The organism is Thauera butanivorans, from assembly GCF_048398245.1.
GTDB lineage: Bacteria > Pseudomonadota > Gammaproteobacteria > Burkholderiales > Rhodocyclaceae > Thauera > Thauera butanivorans.
On the sequence record NZ_CP183038.1, the window covers coordinates 1,403,753 to 1,419,263 of the forward strand.

At 67.7% G+C, this 15,511-nt stretch carries 16 protein-coding genes; 6 read left to right on the top strand and 10 right to left on the bottom strand.

What is annotated here, in order from left to right:
- Positions 1 to 14 precede the first annotated feature (14 nt).
- Together ACNQFN_RS06765 and ACNQFN_RS06770 are read left to right on the top strand one after the other, a co-directional pair.
- Positions 15 to 1,238: a uroporphyrinogen-III C-methyltransferase gene (locus tag ACNQFN_RS06765; RefSeq protein ID WP_369404194.1), complete on the top strand. Its 1,224-nt coding sequence runs from the start codon at positions 15 to 17 to the stop codon at positions 1,236 to 1,238.
- Between the two features lie 10 nt (positions 1,239 to 1,248).
- A complete protein-coding gene (locus tag ACNQFN_RS06770; protein ID WP_068635518.1) occupies positions 1,249 to 2,472 on the top strand; it encodes a heme biosynthesis HemY N-terminal domain-containing protein in 1,224 nt (407 codons plus the stop codon).
- A 64-nt stretch (positions 2,473 to 2,536) separates the two neighbouring features.
- Here the strand turns inward: ACNQFN_RS06770 and ACNQFN_RS06775 are convergent, their stop codons facing one another.
- Together ACNQFN_RS06775 and ACNQFN_RS06780 are read right to left on the bottom strand one after the other, a co-directional pair.
- Positions 2,537 to 2,917: a DUF1428 domain-containing protein gene (locus ACNQFN_RS06775; protein ID WP_068635519.1), complete on the bottom strand. Its 381-nt coding sequence runs from the start codon at positions 2,915 to 2,917 to the stop codon at positions 2,537 to 2,539.
- Between the two features lie 88 nt (positions 2,918 to 3,005).
- Positions 3,006 to 3,443, bottom strand: coding sequence for a VOC family protein (locus ACNQFN_RS06780; protein WP_068635520.1), 438 nt, complete (start codon positions 3,441 to 3,443; stop codon positions 3,006 to 3,008).
- 171 nt (positions 3,444 to 3,614) lie between these two features.
- Between ACNQFN_RS06780 and ACNQFN_RS06785 the strand changes: the two genes are divergently transcribed.
- A complete protein-coding gene (locus ACNQFN_RS06785) occupies positions 3,615 to 4,247 on the top strand; it encodes a TetR/AcrR family transcriptional regulator (RefSeq protein ID WP_068635521.1) in 633 nt (210 codons plus the stop codon).
- Between the two features lie 53 nt (positions 4,248 to 4,300).
- Here ACNQFN_RS06785 and arsC read toward each other — a convergent pair whose 3' ends face one another.
- The 8 genes from arsC to ACNQFN_RS06825 all read right to left on the bottom strand — a co-directional run bounded on the left by arsC (position 4,301) and on the right by ACNQFN_RS06825 (position 11,545).
- Positions 4,301 to 4,666 carry an arsenate reductase (glutaredoxin) gene (gene arsC, locus ACNQFN_RS06790; RefSeq protein ID WP_068635522.1) on the bottom strand — a complete coding sequence of 122 codons (366 nt, stop codon included), beginning with the start codon at positions 4,664 to 4,666 and terminating at the stop codon, positions 4,301 to 4,303.
- Positions 4,667 to 4,716: 50 nt separating this feature from the next.
- Entirely contained in the window at positions 4,717 to 5,625 is a 909-nt protein-coding gene (hemF, locus tag ACNQFN_RS06795; RefSeq protein WP_418648359.1) for an oxygen-dependent coproporphyrinogen oxidase, read from the bottom strand.
- Positions 5,626 to 5,631: 6 nt separating this feature from the next.
- Complete coding sequence (locus ACNQFN_RS06800; RefSeq protein WP_245650851.1) at positions 5,632 to 5,964, bottom strand: YegP family protein; 333 nt, start codon at positions 5,962 to 5,964, stop codon at positions 5,632 to 5,634.
- Positions 5,965 to 6,106: 142 nt separating this feature from the next.
- Complete coding sequence (purD, locus tag ACNQFN_RS06805; protein ID WP_068635525.1) at positions 6,107 to 7,402, bottom strand: phosphoribosylamine--glycine ligase; 1,296 nt, start codon at positions 7,400 to 7,402, stop codon at positions 6,107 to 6,109.
- Between the two features lie 140 nt (positions 7,403 to 7,542).
- Entirely contained in the window at positions 7,543 to 9,138 is a 1,596-nt protein-coding gene (gene purH / locus ACNQFN_RS06810) for a bifunctional phosphoribosylaminoimidazolecarboxamide formyltransferase/IMP cyclohydrolase (RefSeq protein ID WP_068635526.1), read from the bottom strand.
- A 93-nt stretch (positions 9,139 to 9,231) separates the two neighbouring features.
- The gene (locus tag ACNQFN_RS06815) at positions 9,232 to 9,471 is read right to left on the bottom strand and encodes a helix-turn-helix domain-containing protein (RefSeq protein WP_068635527.1); all 240 of its coding nucleotides are present in this window, start codon (positions 9,469 to 9,471) and stop codon (positions 9,232 to 9,234) included.
- Positions 9,468 to 10,490 (bottom strand): tRNA dihydrouridine synthase DusB, encoded by a 1,023-nt coding sequence (gene dusB / locus ACNQFN_RS06820; RefSeq protein WP_068635564.1) that lies wholly within the window; start codon positions 10,488 to 10,490, stop codon positions 9,468 to 9,470. The genes ACNQFN_RS06815 and dusB overlap by 4 nt, the downstream gene beginning before the upstream one ends.
- A 116-nt stretch (positions 10,491 to 10,606) precedes the next feature.
- Positions 10,607 to 11,545 carry a LysR substrate-binding domain-containing protein gene (locus ACNQFN_RS06825; RefSeq protein WP_068635528.1) on the bottom strand — a complete coding sequence of 313 codons (939 nt, stop codon included), beginning with the start codon at positions 11,543 to 11,545 and terminating at the stop codon, positions 10,607 to 10,609.
- Between the two features lie 162 nt (positions 11,546 to 11,707).
- On the opposite strand from ACNQFN_RS06825, the gene ACNQFN_RS06830 reads away from it, so the two are divergent.
- From ACNQFN_RS06830 to ACNQFN_RS06840, 3 genes are all read left to right on the top strand, one after another.
- Positions 11,708 to 13,087: an L-serine ammonia-lyase gene (locus tag ACNQFN_RS06830; RefSeq protein ID WP_418648360.1), complete on the top strand. Its 1,380-nt coding sequence runs from the start codon at positions 11,708 to 11,710 to the stop codon at positions 13,085 to 13,087.
- A gap of 121 nt (positions 13,088 to 13,208) precedes the next feature.
- Entirely contained in the window at positions 13,209 to 14,447 is a 1,239-nt protein-coding gene (gene sstT / locus ACNQFN_RS06835) for a serine/threonine transporter SstT (RefSeq protein ID WP_068635530.1), read from the top strand.
- A 3-nt stretch (positions 14,448 to 14,450) separates the two neighbouring features.
- A complete protein-coding gene (locus tag ACNQFN_RS06840; RefSeq protein ID WP_418648361.1) occupies positions 14,451 to 15,485 on the top strand; it encodes a threonine aldolase family protein in 1,035 nt (344 codons plus the stop codon).
- Positions 15,486 to 15,511: the final 26 nt, after the last annotated feature.

Sequence of the window (15,511 nt, forward strand, 5' to 3'; positions counted from 1 at the left end):
GCAAGGACGGTGCCATGCCCGAACAATCGACCGAACAAACATCGCCGCCGCCGGCTGGATCGGCGGCCCCCCGCCAGACCGTCGCCTGGTGGGCGCTGCTGCTGGCGCTTGCCGCCTGTGGCGCCGCGGGCTGGTCGGCTTGGCAGGCGCGCGATGTCCATGGGCAGTCGGCGCAGTTGCGCGAGACGCTCGCCAGCCGCCTGGCCGAAAGCGAAGGCCTGGCCGGCGAGGCGCGGGGCATCGTGCGCCAGCAGCAGGAAACCCTCGCCGCGCTGCAGGGCAAGCTGGGTGCGCTCGAATCCAAGGTCGAGGCCACCGAAGGCCAGGCCGCCGCGCTGGAAGCCCTGTACCAGGAGTTTTCCCGCTCGCGCGAGGATCGTGTCGTTGCCGAAGTCGAGCAGGCCGTCGCCCTGGCGGCGCAGCAATTGCAGCTCGCCGGCAATGTCGAGGCGGCGCTGATCGCCCTGAACCAGGCCGATGCCCGCCTCGCGCTTTACGATCGCGGCCAGTATGCGCCGCTGCGCCGCGCCCTGGCACGCGACATCGAAGCGCTGAAGCTGCAGCCGGTGGTCGATGTGCCCGGACTCGGCCTGCGTCTGGAGCGCCTGCTCGAACGCGCGGACGTGATGCCGCTGGCCTTCGAGGGCCAGTTGCCGGCGCCGCAGCTTCCGCCCGAGGACCACACGGCCGTCCCGCCCGGCGGCGACTGGATGGCCAGGGGGCTCGGCTACGCGCGGGAGCTTGCCGCCGACGTCTGGCGTGAGATCCGCGGCCTGGTCCGCATGGAGCGGCTCGACCAGGACGATCCCGTGCTGCTGGCGCCGGCGCAGAACACTTTCCTGCGCGAGAACCTGAAGATCCGGCTGCTTACCGCGCGTCTCGGGCTGCTGGCGCGGGATGCGCGCACCTATGCCGCCGATCTCGCCCAGGCGCGCGCATGGGTCGAGCGTTTCTTCGATCTGCGGGACGAGCGCGTGCAAATGGTGCTGGAAGAACTGAAGGCGCTGGAGTCGGTTTCCATCCGTACCGAGCTGCCCACGCTGACCGAGAGCTTCGCCGCCCTGCGCGTGATGCAGGCGCGCGGCGAGCGTCCGGCGGCCCAGGAACCGGCGGCCGCCGTGCAAGCGCCCTCGCAGCCGACGCCTGCCGAGGAGACTCCTTCTGGGCAGGCCCCCGCCGAGCCGCCGGCCGCCAACCCCGTAGCCGAGGACGCGCCGGACGCGTCTCAGGCGCAGTGAGGGGACGGCGATGCGGACCCTGATCTGGATGATCGGCATCTTCGCCGTCGCGGTGGGCGTGGCGATGGTGGCCGGCCTCAACGACGGCTACGTTCTGCTGGTGGCACCGCCGTGGCGCGTGCAGTTGTCCCTGAACCTGCTGGTGGTCATCGTCGTCGTCGGCTTTGCGCTCGGCTATGCGCTCGTCCGTGTCGTCAGCCGGACCCTGCAATTGCCGACCAGGGTGGCGCAGTGGCGCGAGCGGCGCCGGCGCGAACGTGCCGGACGCGCGCTGACGGATTCCGTCAATGCGCTGTTCGAAGGCCGCTTCTCGCAGTCGCTCAAGTCCGCATCGCGCGCCTACGAGACGGGCGAGGGGGCGTCGATGGCAGCGCTGGTCGCGGCGCGCGCCGCACATGCGATGCAGGACGAGCCGCGCTACCGCGAATGGCTCGGCAATGCGGCGAAGAAGGAAGCGAACGGCGATGTCGCGCGCCTGATGACCGAAGCGGAACTGGCCGTCGACGCCGGCCGCTTCGACGAGGCCGCGGCGCGGCTGGCGACGCTGCGCGAAGGCGGCCATCGCCATATCGCCATGCTGCGGCTGGAGGCGCGCGTGGCGTCGGCGCTGCGACGCTGGGAAGAACTGATCGGCACCGTCCGCCAGTTGCGCAAACACAAGGCATTGACCGATGAGCAGGCCGTGCCGCTGCTGCGCCGGGGGCATGTCGAGCGCATGCGCGAACTCGCCGGCGACAGCGAGGCGCTGGTCGATTACTGGAAGAACATTCCAGCCGGTGAGCTGCAGGATCGCGGCCTGATCGAACGCGTGCTGCCGCTGCTGGCGAAAGCCGGGCGCGGCGAACTCGCACGCCGCCAGGTGGAGCATCTGCTCGACGAGCGCTGGGACTCCGATCTGGCGCGGCAATATGCGTACTGCGCCGAGAGCGAAGGCGAAAGCAGCGTGCGCGCCTGTCTGCAGAAAGCCGAAAGCTGGCTGCAGCAACAGCCGCGTGACGCGGGGCTGCTGTTCGCGCTCGGCCAGCTTTGCGTCCGTGCCCAGTTGTGGGGCAAGGCGCAGAGCTATCTCGAATCGTCGGTGAAGTACGGTCCGAGCGTCGACGCCTATCTCGCCCTGGCACACCTGCTGGAAAACCTCGAACGCAATGCCGAGGCCCAGCCCTACTATCGCGCAGCGGCCGAAATCGTTGCCGCCGGCGGACAGAAGAACGCCGTGGCGCTGCTGCCCGCCTGAGGGGGCTGCGCCACGCCGCGCTGCCGGAGCGGCCTGCCTGCACCGGCGGCGCGGCCGGTGGCTTTCAGGTGGAAGCCGGAGGGCAGGCACCCATCTCGACCAGGCCGCTGAAGCCGCCCCAGAACATCCGCATACCGTCGAAAGGCATGTCTTCCGGCTTGGTGCAGGTGATGCGGGGATCCTTCATCACCAGCGCGTTGATGCGGTCGCGCTCGGCGCGCGAAGCGTAGACGATCCACGAGAACACGGCCACTTCGTCGTCCTTGAGCTGTACGGCCTGCGGAAACGAAGTGATCTTGCCGGGCTGCACGTCGTCGCCCACGCATTCCCAATACTGCAGTGCGCCGTGTTCCATCCAGACCTCGCCGGCCTGCTGCGCAAGTGCGCGATAGGCATCCAGCTTGGCGCGGGGTACGGGCAGCACGAATCCATCGACGTAGTGCATGAGTCTCTCCTTTTGGGGTTGGGAAGGCGGCTTCAGCCATGGGGCGGAGAGGCCATGTGCCCATCCGCCGCAAGTGCTTCGGCCGTCGTCAGGCCTGCATGGCGACGTTGACCATCCAGGGGGTTCCGAAGCGGTCCCTGGCCATGCCGAAGCCGGGTGACCAGAAAGTCTCGGCGAAGGGCATCATGCACTGTCCCCCTTGCGCCAGGGCATCGAAAAGGCGCCGGCCCTCCGCCACGTCGGCGGCCTGGATCGATATCCACAGGCCCTGGGCCGGCTGGTAGCCGCCGCAGCTGCCATCGGCGCCGGGCATGGCATCGGAGCCCATCAGCGACTGCTGCCCGATCTGCAGGTGCACATGCATGATCCCGTTTCTGGCCGGTTCGGGAACCGGCGGCATGCCTTCCATGGCGGGCATTTCGCCGAAGGTGGATTGGTGGACGATGCGGCCGCCGAACAGGTCGGCGTAGAAGGCGAAAGCTTCGGCGCAGTTGCCGTCGAAATTGAGATAAGGCGTGAACTCCATTGCTGTCTCCCGGGGCGAGGCTGGGGCATGGGCTGCCCAAGCGCGTGGTGAGCCGCCGCAAAGAGTGTGTGTGGACGGCGTGCACATAGGTTAGAATTCGATGTGAACGTTGTCTACATGAATCGTGCTTCGCGCTTGTAAATAAATATTCCCTGCTGCCGAGAATTGCCCATGTCCATCGCTGCCCGCTCGACCTATCACCATGGCGACCTGAGGACGGCACTGGTCGAGGCCGGCATGGCGCTGGTGCGCGAGGGCGGGCCGCAGGCGCTGGTGTTGCGCGAGGCGACGCGTCGTGCAGGCGTGACGCCCAATGCGGCCTATCGCCATTTCGCCAACCACCAGGCCTTGTTCGAGGCGGTGCGCGCAGCGGTGCTGGGCGTGCTGGCGGCGGCGATGGAAGCCGAACTGCGGCAGGCGGAGGGACTGAGGGACCCCGCCGAGCGGGCACGTGGCATGCTGGCGGCCGTGGGGCGCGGCTACCTGGGCTTCGCGCAGGCCGAGACGGGGTGGTTCCGCACGGCGTTCGCGTTCGGCGTGCACGACGTCGAAGTGCCTGCCGACCCGGCGCGCACTGCTGCCAAGGGGCTCAATCCCTTCGAATTGCTGGGCCATGCGCTGGATGCGATGGTGCATGCCGGCGTGCTGCCTGCCGAGCGGCGGCCCGGTGCGGAGTATCTGGCCTGGTCGGCAGTGCATGGCATGGCGCTGCTGATCATCGATGGGCCGCTGCGGAACGCATCAGCCGAGCAGCAGCAGGTGCTGGGCGCCCGTCTGCTGCGCATGGTCGAACTGGGTTTGTGAATCCTGCAGCTACGGCGCGGAGAAGGCGGTGCGGAGGCCCGGGCGGTCCGGAATCACGCCGCGGCGCCGGGCAGCAATGCCTCGACCAGCTCGGCCGGGCGGCACAGCCGCACACCGCGCGGCGTGATGACGATGGGCCGGTTGATCAGTACGGGCGTGGCCACCATGGCGGCGGCCAGCTGGGCATCGGTGAGCGAAGGATCGTCCAGACCTTGTTCGAGGTATTCTGGCTGCTTGGTGCGCAGCAGCGCACGCAGCGGTTCGCCGGTGGCCTGCGCCAGCGCCTGCAGTTCGCCGGGGGAAGGCGGCGTCTTCAGGTACTCGACGATGTTCGGTTCGGCACCGCTGGCCCGGATCATCTCCAGCACGGTGCGTGAAGTGCCGCAGCGCGGGTTGTGGAAGATCGTGATGTCGCTCATGCCGTTTCCAATGAATCGAAGTCTGCGCGGGGCTGTTCAGGCCCTGGTTTTTACGCCCACTCGCGCGGTTTGAGGAATTCGTCGTACAGCCGCGCCTCGGCCGAACCGGGCTCTGGCTGCCAGTCGTAGCGCCATTTGACGATCGGTGGCATCGACATCAGGATGGATTCGGTACGTCCGCCCGACTGCAGCCCGAACAGCGTGCCGCGGTCGAAGACGAGGTTGAATTCCACATAGCGCCCCCGGCGATAAGCCTGGAAGTCGCGCTCGCGCTCGCCGTAGGGCGTGTTCCGGCGGCGCTCGGCGATCGGCAGGTAGGCCCCGAGGAAGGCGCCGCCGACCGAGCGGGTGAGGCCGAAGGCGGTGTCGAAGTCGGTCTTGCCGTCGGCACCGAGGTCGTCGAAGAACAGCCCGCCGACGCCGCGCGGCTCGTTGCGGTGCTTGAGGAAGAAGTAGCGGTCGCACCAGTCCTTCAGGCGGGCGTATTCCGCCTCGCCGCCGAAGGGCAGCACTGCCGCCTTGCAGGCGGCATGGAAGTGGCGCACGTCCTCTTCCACCGGATAGTAGGGCGTCAGGTCCATGCCGCCGCCGAACCACCATACCGGCGCCTTGCCTTCGGCCAGGGCGACGAAGCAGCGCACGTTCATGTGCACCGTCGGGCAGTGGGGATTGCGCGGATGCAGCACCAGCGACACGCCCATCGCCTCGAAGCGCCGGCCGGCCAGTTCGGGGCGGTGCGCGGTGGCCGATGCCGGCATGCCGTCGCCCATCACGTGGGAGAAATTGACCCCGCCGCGCTCGAAGAAGTCGCCTTCCTCGATGACGCGGGTCAGGCCGCCACCGCCGCCGGGCCGTTCCCAGCCGTCCGCCGCGAAAGGCTTGCCGTCGAAGGCTTCCAGGCGGCTGACGATATCTTGCTGGAGATCGGTGAACCAGGGTTTGACGGTGGCAGGATTCATCGTGGGTCAGCTCTTGTCGTCGATCGGAGCCTCGGCGGCACCGGCCTTGGTGGCGGCGACGGCGGCTGCGCAGGCGGCGGTATCGGCGAACATCGGGCTGGTGCCGACGATCTGGCCGTTGCTCGCTTTCAGGTTGAAGTAGGGACGGCCGTCGGAAGCCGTCTTGATGTCGTAGCGTTCGTCTTCGCCGGCGTTCCTGCGCACCGACTCGATGCCGTTGGTGCAGCTGGCCTTGGCGTTGTAGCCTTCGCTGCGAACCAGGGTCTTGCCGTCCGCGTTGAGCAGCTTGAAGTGGAACTCGCCCTTGTCATTCCTGGTGATCTCGAACCTGACGGACATCTGCGCCTCCATGGCATCGGGTTGTGGTGGTGAGCGCCGGACCGGCGCGCGCCTAGCATAGCCCGGAAGCACGCTCTTGTCCGTGGCCGATGGTACGGGCGTGCGGGATGATCGGCCTCCCGCCGTGCCGGCGAGAGGTCGATCAGGTCTTGCGGGCGAGGGCGCGGTGGCCGATGTCGCGGCGGTACTGGCGGCCGTCGAAGGCGATGCCGTCGGCCACCTGGTATGCGTTTTTCTGCGCGGTGCGCACGTTGTCGCCCAGCGCGGTCACGCACAGCACGCGTCCGCCGGCAGTGACGACCGTGCCATCGCGCTCGGCGGTACCGGCATGGAAAACGTGCGTGTTCTCGGCGTCGTTCGCGGGCAGGCCGCTGATCGGGTCGCCCTTGCGCGGACTGGCGGGGTAGCCGGCCGCAGCCAGCACGACGCCGAGGGCGAAGCGCCGGTCCCATTCGGCTTCGGCCTGGTCGAGCTTGCCGGCGATGGCGGCTTCGACCAGGTCGGACAGATCGGTCTTCAGGCGCATCATGATCGGCTGCGTCTCGGGGTCGCCCATGCGGCAGTTGAACTCCACCACGCGCGGATGACCTTCACCGTCGATCATCAGGCCAGCGTACAGGAAACCGGTGTAGGGCAGGCCGTCGGCGGCCATGCCGGCCAGCGTCGGATCGATGATCTCGCGCATCACCCGCGCGTGGACTTCGGGGGTGACGACGGGAGCGGGAGAATAGGCGCCCATGCCGCCGGTGTTCGGGCCTTCGTCGCCGTCCTTCAGGCGCTTGTGGTCCTGGCTGGTCGCCAGCGCCAGGGCATGCCTGCCGTCGGCCATGACGATGAAGCTGGCTTCCTCGCCGGCCATGAATTCCTCGATGACCACGCGGGCGCCGGCTTCGCCGTAATCCACGCCCAGCTGGTTGTCCAGCAGCATCATGTCGATCGCGGCGTGCGCTTCGTCCGCTGTCATCGCCACCACCACGCCCTTGCCGGCGGCGAGGCCGTCGGCCTTGATCACGATCGGCGCGCCTTCGGCGTCGATGTAGGCATGGGCCGCGGCGGCGTCGGAGAAGGTCTGGTACTTCGCCGTCGGGATGCCGTGGCGGACCAGGAACTGCTTGGCGAAATCCTTCGAGCTTTCGAGCTGGGCGGCAGCCCTGGTCGGGCCGAAGATCGCCAGCCCGGCGGCGCGGAAGGCGTCGACGACGCCGGCCGCCAGCGGCGCTTCGGGGCCGACCACGGTGAACGCGACCTGTTCGCGGCGCGCCAGCTCGACCAGTTCGGCCACGGCGGTGGCGCCGACATCGACGTTCTGCACCTTGGGCTCGCGCGAGGTGCCGGGGTTGCCCGGCGCCACCAGCACGCGGGTGACCTTGGGCGACTGGGCGAGCTTCCAGGCCAGCGCGTGTTCGCGGCCGCCGGAACCGATGACGAGGACTTTCATGGATTGCTCCGAGTTTCTGCTGGGTTGGTGCGTACCGGCCTGCCGCCGAAGCGATGACGGCGCAGCCCGGTCTTGCCGCGCTACGGCACTGTCTGCGGCTTCGCGTCTTGTTCTCGCTTCGAATGCAAACCGGCTATGTATCAGTGACGGAAGTGGCGGAAACCGGTGAACACCATCGCGATGTTCTGCTCGTCGGCCGCGGCGATCACTTCGGCATCGCGCATCGAGCCGCCCGGCTGGATCACCGCGGTGGCGCCGGCCTGGGCGAGCACGTCGAGGCCGTCGCGGAAGGGGAAGAAGGCATCCGAAGCGACCACGCAGCCCGAAATGACCAGGCCGGCGTTCTCGGCCTTGATTTTGGCGATGCGGGCGGAATCGACGCGGCTCATCTGGCCGGCGCCGACGCCGATGGTCATGCCATCCTTGCAATAGACGATGGCGTTGGACTTGACGTACTTGGCCACGCGCCAGGCGAACAACATGTCGCGCAGTTCGGTTTCGGTCGGTGCGCGCCTGGTGACGATCTTCAGGTCGGCGAGCTGGATGCGGGCCTCGTCGGCGCTCTGCACCAGCAGGCCGCCGCCGACGCGCTTGTAGTCGAAGGCGCCGGCGGGCTGGCCGAGCGGGCAGCTCAGCACGCGCACGTTCTGCTTGGCGCGCAGCAGTTCCAGCGCCTCGGCGGTATAGGACGGGGCGATCAGCACTTCGAGGAACTGTGCCGACACCGCTTCGGCGGCGGCGCGGTCGACTTCGCCGTTGAAGGCGATGATGCCGCCGAAGGCCGAAGTGGGGTCGGTGGAGAAGGCCTTCTTGTAGGCTTCCAGAGGGTTCGCGCCCAGTGCCACGCCACAGGGGTTGGCGTGCTTGACGATGACGCAGGCCGAGGCCGCGCCGTCGCGATCGAAGGCCTTGACGCATTCCCAGGCGGCATCGGCGTCGGCGATGTTGTTGTACGACAGCTCCTTGCCCTGCAGCTGGGTGTAGCCGGCGATGCCGCCTTCGGCCGCGCCCGGCTGGCGGTAGAAGGCCGCGCTCTGGTGCGGGTTCTCGCCGTAGCGCAGGTCCTGCACCTTGTCGAAGGCCAGTTGCAGGCGCTCGGGATAGGTCTGCAGCGAGACGTCGCCGGCCTCGTTGGTGACCAGCGCGGTGAGGTAGTTGGAGATCGCCGAATCGTAGCGCGCGGTGTGGGTGAAGGCCTTCACCGCCAGCGCGAAGCGGGTCTTGTGGCTGAGCTTGCCGCCGTTCGACTTCAACTCGGCGACGATGCCCTCGTAGTCCTCGGGATCGGTGACGATGCCGACGCCGCCTTCCTCGTTGCCGTGGTTCTTGGCCGCGGCGCGGACCATGGTCGGGCCGCCGATGTCGATGTTCTCGATCGCGTCTTCCAGCGTGCAGTCGGGCTTGGCGACGGTCTGCTGGAAGGGGTAGAGGTTCACCACCACCAGGTCGATGCGGCCGATGTCGTGCGCGGCGATGGTGTCCATGTGCTCGGCCAGGTCGCGGCGGGCGAGGATGCCGCCGTGCACTTTCGGGTGCAGGGTCTTGACGCGGCCGTCGAGCATTTCCGGGAAGCCGGTGTGCTCGGATACGTCGGTGACGTCGAGGCCGGCTTCGCGCAGCAGGCTGGCGGTGCCGCCGGTCGACAGCAGCTTGATGCCGAGGCCGGCGAGTTCGCGCGCAAAGTCGAGCACGCCGTGTTTGTCGGAGACACTGATCAGGGCTTGGGTGACGTTCATCGTGGGATCGGAAGCGAAGAGGGGAAACGTGGGAAGGGGGGCGGCTGAGCGGGGGAGGCGGGCGGCCGTCGTGATGCATGGCGGCCGTGCTTCTCACAGCAGTTCGTAGTCGGTCAGCTTGCGGCGCAGCGTGTTGCGGTTGATGCCGAGCATCTCGGCGGCGACGGTCTGGTTGCCGCCGGCCTGTTGCAGCACGAACTGCAGCATCGGGCGCTCGACGTTGCGGATCACCATGTCGTGGATGGCGGCCGGTTTCTCGCCGTCGAGGTCGCGGAAGTATTGATCCAGCGTGCGGACGACGGCGTCCGCGATCTCGTTGCTGCGGCTGGTCATGCTGCGAGTTCCTGCGGAAGTTCGGCCTCGTAGCTCAGGCGGGCGTCGGTTTCGGCGAGCTGGCCGAAGAACGCGTCGACCGCGGCGAGCTGCGCGGGAATGTCGGGAATCTGGTTCATCGCGCGGCGGAAGGCGGCGGAGCCGACCAGGCCCTTGGTGTACCAGGATATGTGCTTGCGGGCGATCTTGACGCCGCGGTCCTCGCCGTAGAAACCGTACAGGTCGGCCAGGTGTTCGCGGCAAACGCGGTGGATTTCGCTGACGAGCGGCGGCGGCAACAGTTCGCCGGTGTTCAGATAGTGCTCGATCTCGCGGAAGATCCACGGCCGGCCTTGCGCGGCGCGGCCGATCATGACACCGTCGGCGCCGGTGTAGTCGAGCACGAACTTCGCCTTCTCGGGTGTGGTGATGTCGCCGTTGGCGATCACCGGAATCTTCACCAATGTCTTGACCTGGGCGATGGTGTCGTATTCGGCTTCGCCCATGTACTGGTCGGCGCGCGTGCGGCCGTGGATGGCGATGGCGCGGATGCCGGACTCCTCGGCGATACGGGCGATGACCGGCGCATTCTTGTTCTGCCGGTTCCAGCCGGTGCGGAACTTCAGCGTCACCGGTGTGTGCGGCACGGCCGCGACCACGGCTTCGAGGATGCGTGCGACCAGCGGCTCGTCCTGCATCAGCGCCGAGCCTGCCATCACGTTGCACACCTTCTTGGCCGGGCAGCCCATGTTGATGTCGATGATCTGCGCGCCGCGGTCGGCGTTGTGGCGTGCGGCTTCTGCCATCATCGCCGGGTCGGCGCCGGCGATCTGCACCGAGATCGGATCGACTTCGCCGTCGTGGTTGGCGCGGCGCTGGGTCTTCTCGCTGCCATAGAGCAGGGAGTTGGAGGTGACCATCTCGGACACGGCGACGCCTGCGCCGAGCTTCTTGCACAACTGGCGGAAAGGGCGATCCGTCACTCCGGCCATCGGAGCGACGAAAAGATTGTTACGCAGAGTGAAGCCGGCGAACTGCATGCTGGGGTCGAGCGGGGGAAAACGGCGCATTTTACCCTATCGCTCAAGGCTCTGGCGCGTTGGTGTCGTTCGTAATATGCGCGCATGGGCGCGAGGTCCGGCAGAGGGAGGGGGCGTCAGGTGCTGCACGGAAGGGGGTCGGCCGATCCGCGTGCTTCGTGCACGACCCAGTTGTGCACGGTGGCGATGCGCGGATCGGCCAGCGCGCCGCTCGAGTAGACCAGGCAGTAGCGCTTGCCGGTGGGCACGGATTGGTGGAAGGGCGCCACCAGGCGGCCGCTGTCGAGTTCGTCGGTGATCAGCGTGCGCCGCGCGATCGCCACGCCCATGCCGGCAATCGCGCACTGCAGGGTGATGTGGTTGCGGTTGAACATGTAGCCGCGGCGCACCTCGACCTGCGGCGCGCCGGTCGCCTTCAGGTAATGTTCCCATTCCGCATAGGGCGAGCTGCCGCGCCAGGCCGTCATGTCGTGCAGCAGCGGGTAGTGGCGCAGATCCTCGGGCGAGGCGAGCGGCGGGCGGCCCTGCAGCAGCAGCGGCGAACACACCGGAAAGATTTCCTCCTCCAGCAACACCGTGCTCTGGAAGCCGGGGTAGGTGCCGTCGTTGAGGTCGATGGCGAGATCGAAGTCGCCGTCGCGAAGCGAATGCGTGCTGTCCTCGGCCTCGGCCTGCAGCTCGATCTGTGGAAAGCGCTGCAGCAGCCCGGGCAGGCGGGGCACCAGCCAGGTGGTGAGGAAGGACGGCAGCGCGCGCAGGCGGACCACGCCGCTCAAGGCGCCGCTGCGCAGACGGCCGATGGCGAGATCCACCGCCGAATAGGCCGGGGCGACGGCGGCAAGCAGGCGGTTGCCGGCGTCGGTCAGCTCGATGCGGCGGGGCAGGCGGCGGAACAGCCGCTGCCCCAGCCAGTCCTCCAGCAGCTTGATCTGCTGGCTGACGGCGCCAGTCGTGATGTGCAGTTCTTCACCCGCGCGGGTGAAGGAAAGATGGCGCGCGGTGGCGAGGAACACCCGTAGCCGGGTGTGGAGTTGGGCGGGGGCGGCGGGTGTCACGGTTTAGATTTTCTAAATTTTGAATCAAAAACAATCGATTGAATCGTTTGTTCAGGGCATAGAAAATGCACTCATGTAGAGATAAGTATTTTATTGCTTAGATTGGTTAAAGCGCTACCAAAAAACCAAGCCCTGGCAAACCACCCCAACCCGGAGCCATCCATGTCCATCAGCGTCCTCGATTTGTTCAAGATCGGCATCGGGCCGTCCAGCTCGCACACCGTCGGGCCGATGCGCGCCGCCCATGATTTCGCCGCTGCGCTGGCAGGGCAAGGGCTGCTCGGCAGCGTGCAGCGCATCGAAGTGAAGCTCTACGGTTCCTTGTCGGCGACCGGCATCGGCCATGGCACCGACCGCGCGGCCATCGCCGGGCTGATGGGCGCCCGGCCGGACGAGGTCGATCCCGATTTCGTCATCGAGGCGGTCGATCTCGTTCGCCTCGATGAGGCGCTCCCGCTCGCCGGTACGCACAGCGTACCGTTCGTGTGGAATCGCGACATGCGCCTGCTGCCGGTCAGCCTGCCCTACCATCCGAATGCGATGCGCCTCATCGCCCATGGCGAGGCGGGCGTGGTGTACGAGAACACCTATTATTCGATCGGCGGCGGCTTCGTCGTCGATGAGGCGCAGGTGCAATCCGGACTGTCGGCCGAGGCCGAACTCGCGCTGCCCCATCCTTTCGACTCCGGGGCGGCGCTGCTGGCACAGTGCCGCCGGCACGGCCTGAGCATCAGCGAACTGATGCTCGCCAACGAGACTGCGTGGCGCAGCGAGGCGGGGACGCGTGCCGCGCTGCAGCGTATCTGGGCAGTGATGCGCGGCTGCGTCGCGCGCGGCATCATCCAGGAAGGCGTGCTGCCGGGCGGCCTGAACGTGCGTCGCCGCGCGCCGGCCCTGCACCGCAAGCTCAGCGAGCGTGCTGCTGGCCGCAACCTGATCAGCGATACCATGGCGGCACTCGACTGGGTGAACCTGTATGCGCTGGCGGTCAATGAGGAGAACGCCGGCGGCGGGCGTGTCGTCACCGCGCCGACCAACGGCGCCGCCGGCATCATTCCGGCCGTGCTGCACTACTACATGGAATTCATGCCCGGCAGCAGCGACCGGGACGTCGATCGTTTCCTACTTGCGGCCGCCGCGGTCGGCGTGCTGTGCAAGAAGAATGCCTCCATCTCCGGTGCCGAAGTCGGCTGTCAGGGCGAAGTCGGCTCGGCCTGTGCGATGGCGGCGGCGGGCTTGACCGAAGTGCTCGGCGGCACGCCGGAGCAGGTCGAGAATGCAGCGGAGATCGGCCTGGAGCACAACCTCGGCCTGACCTGCGATCCGGTCGGCGGCCTCGTGCAGGTGCCCTGCATCGAGCGCAACGCAATGGCCTCGATCAAGGCGATCAACGCCGCCCAGCTCGCCTTGCGTGGCGACGGTGCGCATACGATCTCGCTCGATCAGGCGATCCGCACGATGCGGGATACCGGCCGCGACATGCTGGACAAGTACAAGGAAACCTCGCGCGGGGGGCTTGCCGTCAGCTTCCCCGAGTGCTGATGCTGGCTGGAATGCGCAACGAACCGCTTCCCCCTGCGCGCAGCGCGTTCCTGCTGCGACGATTTCCCATGCCTACCCGGGCACCCTCCGACCCCATCCGTCATCAACGAGGAGACATCCGATGACTACTGCAGAACTCACCCTGTTCCAGCGCCTGAGGCGCCTGAGCCTGATTTCCCAGATCGCGATCGGCCTGGTGCTGGGCATCGTCCTGGCCCTGGTCGCGCCCGAGGCGACCAAAGCGGTCGCATTGCTGGGCGACCTGTTCATCGCCGGCCTCAAGTCCGTTGCGCCGGTGCTGGTTTTCGTACTGGTGATGGCCGCCATCGCCAGCCATGAACATGGCCAGCCCACGCATATCCGCCCCATCCTGGTGCTTTATCTGATCGGCACGCTGGCCGCGGCGCTGGTGGCCGTGATCGCCAGCTTCGCCTTTCCCACCACCCTGGTGCTCAATGCGCCTCCGGTCACCGGTGCCCCGCCGGGCGGCATCATCGCCGTGATCAAGAACCTGCTGCTGAGCGCCATCACCAACCCGGTCAAGGCGCTGATGGAGGCCAACTTCATCGGCATCCTGGCGTGGGCGATCGCGCTCGGTGTGGTGCTGCGCCATGCCAGCCCGGCCACACGAACGATGCTGAACGATCTGTCCGACGCCGTCTCCAGCATCGTGCACGTCGTCATCCGCTTTGCGCCGCTCGGCATTTTCGGCCTGGTGGCGGCCACGCTGGGCGATTCCGGCCTCGATGCGCTGCTCGGCTACGGCCGTCTGCTGATGGTCATCGTCGGCTGCATGCTGTTCGTCGCACTGGTCGTGAATCCGCTGATCGTGTTCTGGAAGCTCCGCCGCAACCCCTATCCGCTGGTATTTACCTGCCTGCGCGAAAGCGCGGTGACGGCCTTCTTCACCCGCAGCTCGGCGGCCAACATCCCGATCAACATGGAACTGTGCAAGCGCCTCGGCCTGCACGAAGACACCTATTCCATCGCCATCCCGCTCGGCGCCACGATCAACATGGCCGGCGCGGCGATCACGATCTCGGTGATGACGCTCGCCGCCACGCACACGCTGGGCATTCCGGTGGACATGCCGACCGCGCTGCTGTTGTGCATCGTGTCTTCGTTCGCCGCGGCCGGCGTGTCGGGAGTGGCCGGCGGCTCGCTGCTGCTGATTCCGATGGCAACGGCGCTGTTCGGTATCTCGACCGACGTGGCGATGCAGGTGGTGGCGATCGGTTTCGTCATCAGCGTGGTGCAGGATTCGGCCGAAACCGCCCTGAATTCCTCCACCGACGTGCTGCTCACCGCTGCCGGCTGCGCTGCCGCAAGCGGCGAACCGCTCAACCTGGAACGCGCCTGACCCATGCGGGCCATGCAGCATTTCGCCAGCGACAACTACGCCGGCATCTGCCCGGAGGCCGCAGCGGCCTTCGCGGCGGCCAACGCCGGCCATGCCCCCGCCTACGGCGAGGACGACTGGACGCGCAGGGTGTCGGATCGCCTGCGTGCGCTGTTCGACACCGACTGCGACGTCTATTTCGTCTTCAACGGCACTGCGGCCAACTCGCTCGCGCTCGCCGCGCTGTGCCAGAGCTACCACAGCGTGGTGTGCCACGAACTGGCCCACGTCGAGACCGACGAATGCGGCGGGCCGGAGTTCTTCTCCAACGGCTCCAAGCTGCTGCCGGCACGCGGCGGCAACGGCAAGCTGACGCCCGCCGCGGTGCTGGAATTGATCTCGCGCCGCAGCGACGTCCATTATCCGAAGCCGCGCGTGGTGACGCTGACGCAGAGCACCGAGGTCGGCACCGTATACCAGCCGTACGAGGTGGCGGCGATTTCCGCCTGCGCGCGCGAACATGGCTTGCGGGTGCACATGGACGGCGCGCGCTTCGCCAACGCAGTGGCCGCGCTCGGCGTGGCGCCAGCGGACATCACCTGGCGTGCCGGCGTGGACGTGCTGTGCTTCGGGGGCACCAAGATGGGCTTGCCGGTGGGCGAGGCGGTGGTGTTCTTCGACCGCACCCTGTCCGAGGATTTCGCCTACCGCTGCAAGCAGGCCGGCCAGCTCGCGTCGAAGATGCGCTTCCTGTCCGCGCCCTGGCTCGGCATCCTGGAAGGCGAGGTCTGGCTGAAGCATGCCCGCCACGCCAATGCGATGGCACAGCGCCTGGCCGCCGGCGTGCAGCAGGTGCCGGGGGCGAAGCTGCTGTTCCCGGTCGAGGCCAACGGCGTGTTCTGCGAACTGCCGGAACACGTGCTCACCGGCCTGCGCGAACGCGGCTGGCGCTTCTATACCTTCATCGGCGCCGGCGGTGCGCGCTTCATGTGCGGCTGGGACACGCTGCCGGACAGCGTCGACGCGCTGCTCGCGGACCTGCGCGCGCTATCGGCCTGATGGCGCGCGCGGCGGTCGTGCCGGCC

Bases quoted from the DNA above. Each gene is read 5' to 3' on its own strand.
- ACNQFN_RS06765 (WP_369404194.1), top strand. From the start codon at position 15: ATGCCCGAACAATCGACCGAACAAACATCGCCGCCGCCGGCTGGATCG.
- ACNQFN_RS06770 (WP_068635518.1), top strand. From the start codon at position 1,249: ATGCGGACCCTGATCTGGATGATCGGCATCTTCGCCGTCGCGGTGGGC.
- ACNQFN_RS06775 (WP_068635519.1), bottom strand. From the start codon at position 2,917: ATGCACTACGTCGATGGATTCGTGCTGCCCGTACCCCGCGCCAAGCTG.
- ACNQFN_RS06780 (WP_068635520.1), bottom strand. From the start codon at position 3,443: ATGGAGTTCACGCCTTATCTCAATTTCGACGGCAACTGCGCCGAAGCT.
- ACNQFN_RS06785 (WP_068635521.1), top strand. From the start codon at position 3,615: ATGTCCATCGCTGCCCGCTCGACCTATCACCATGGCGACCTGAGGACG.
- arsC (WP_068635522.1), bottom strand. From the start codon at position 4,666: ATGAGCGACATCACGATCTTCCACAACCCGCGCTGCGGCACTTCACGC.
- hemF (WP_418648359.1), bottom strand. From the start codon at position 5,625: ATGAATCCTGCCACCGTCAAACCCTGGTTCACCGATCTCCAGCAAGAT.
- ACNQFN_RS06800 (WP_245650851.1), bottom strand. From the start codon at position 5,964: ATGTCCGTCAGGTTCGAGATCACCAGGAATGACAAGGGCGAGTTCCAC.
- purD (WP_068635525.1), bottom strand. From the start codon at position 7,402: ATGAAAGTCCTCGTCATCGGTTCCGGCGGCCGCGAACACGCGCTGGCC.
- purH (WP_068635526.1), bottom strand. From the start codon at position 9,138: ATGAACGTCACCCAAGCCCTGATCAGTGTCTCCGACAAACACGGCGTG.
- ACNQFN_RS06815 (WP_068635527.1), bottom strand. From the start codon at position 9,471: ATGACCAGCCGCAGCAACGAGATCGCGGACGCCGTCGTCCGCACGCTG.
- dusB (WP_068635564.1), bottom strand. From the start codon at position 10,490: ATGCAGTTCGCCGGCTTCACTCTGCGTAACAATCTTTTCGTCGCTCCG.
- ACNQFN_RS06830 (WP_418648360.1), top strand. From the start codon at position 11,708: ATGTCCATCAGCGTCCTCGATTTGTTCAAGATCGGCATCGGGCCGTCC.
- sstT (WP_068635530.1), top strand. From the start codon at position 13,209: ATGACTACTGCAGAACTCACCCTGTTCCAGCGCCTGAGGCGCCTGAGC.
- ACNQFN_RS06840 (WP_418648361.1), top strand. From the start codon at position 14,451: ATGCGGGCCATGCAGCATTTCGCCAGCGACAACTACGCCGGCATCTGC.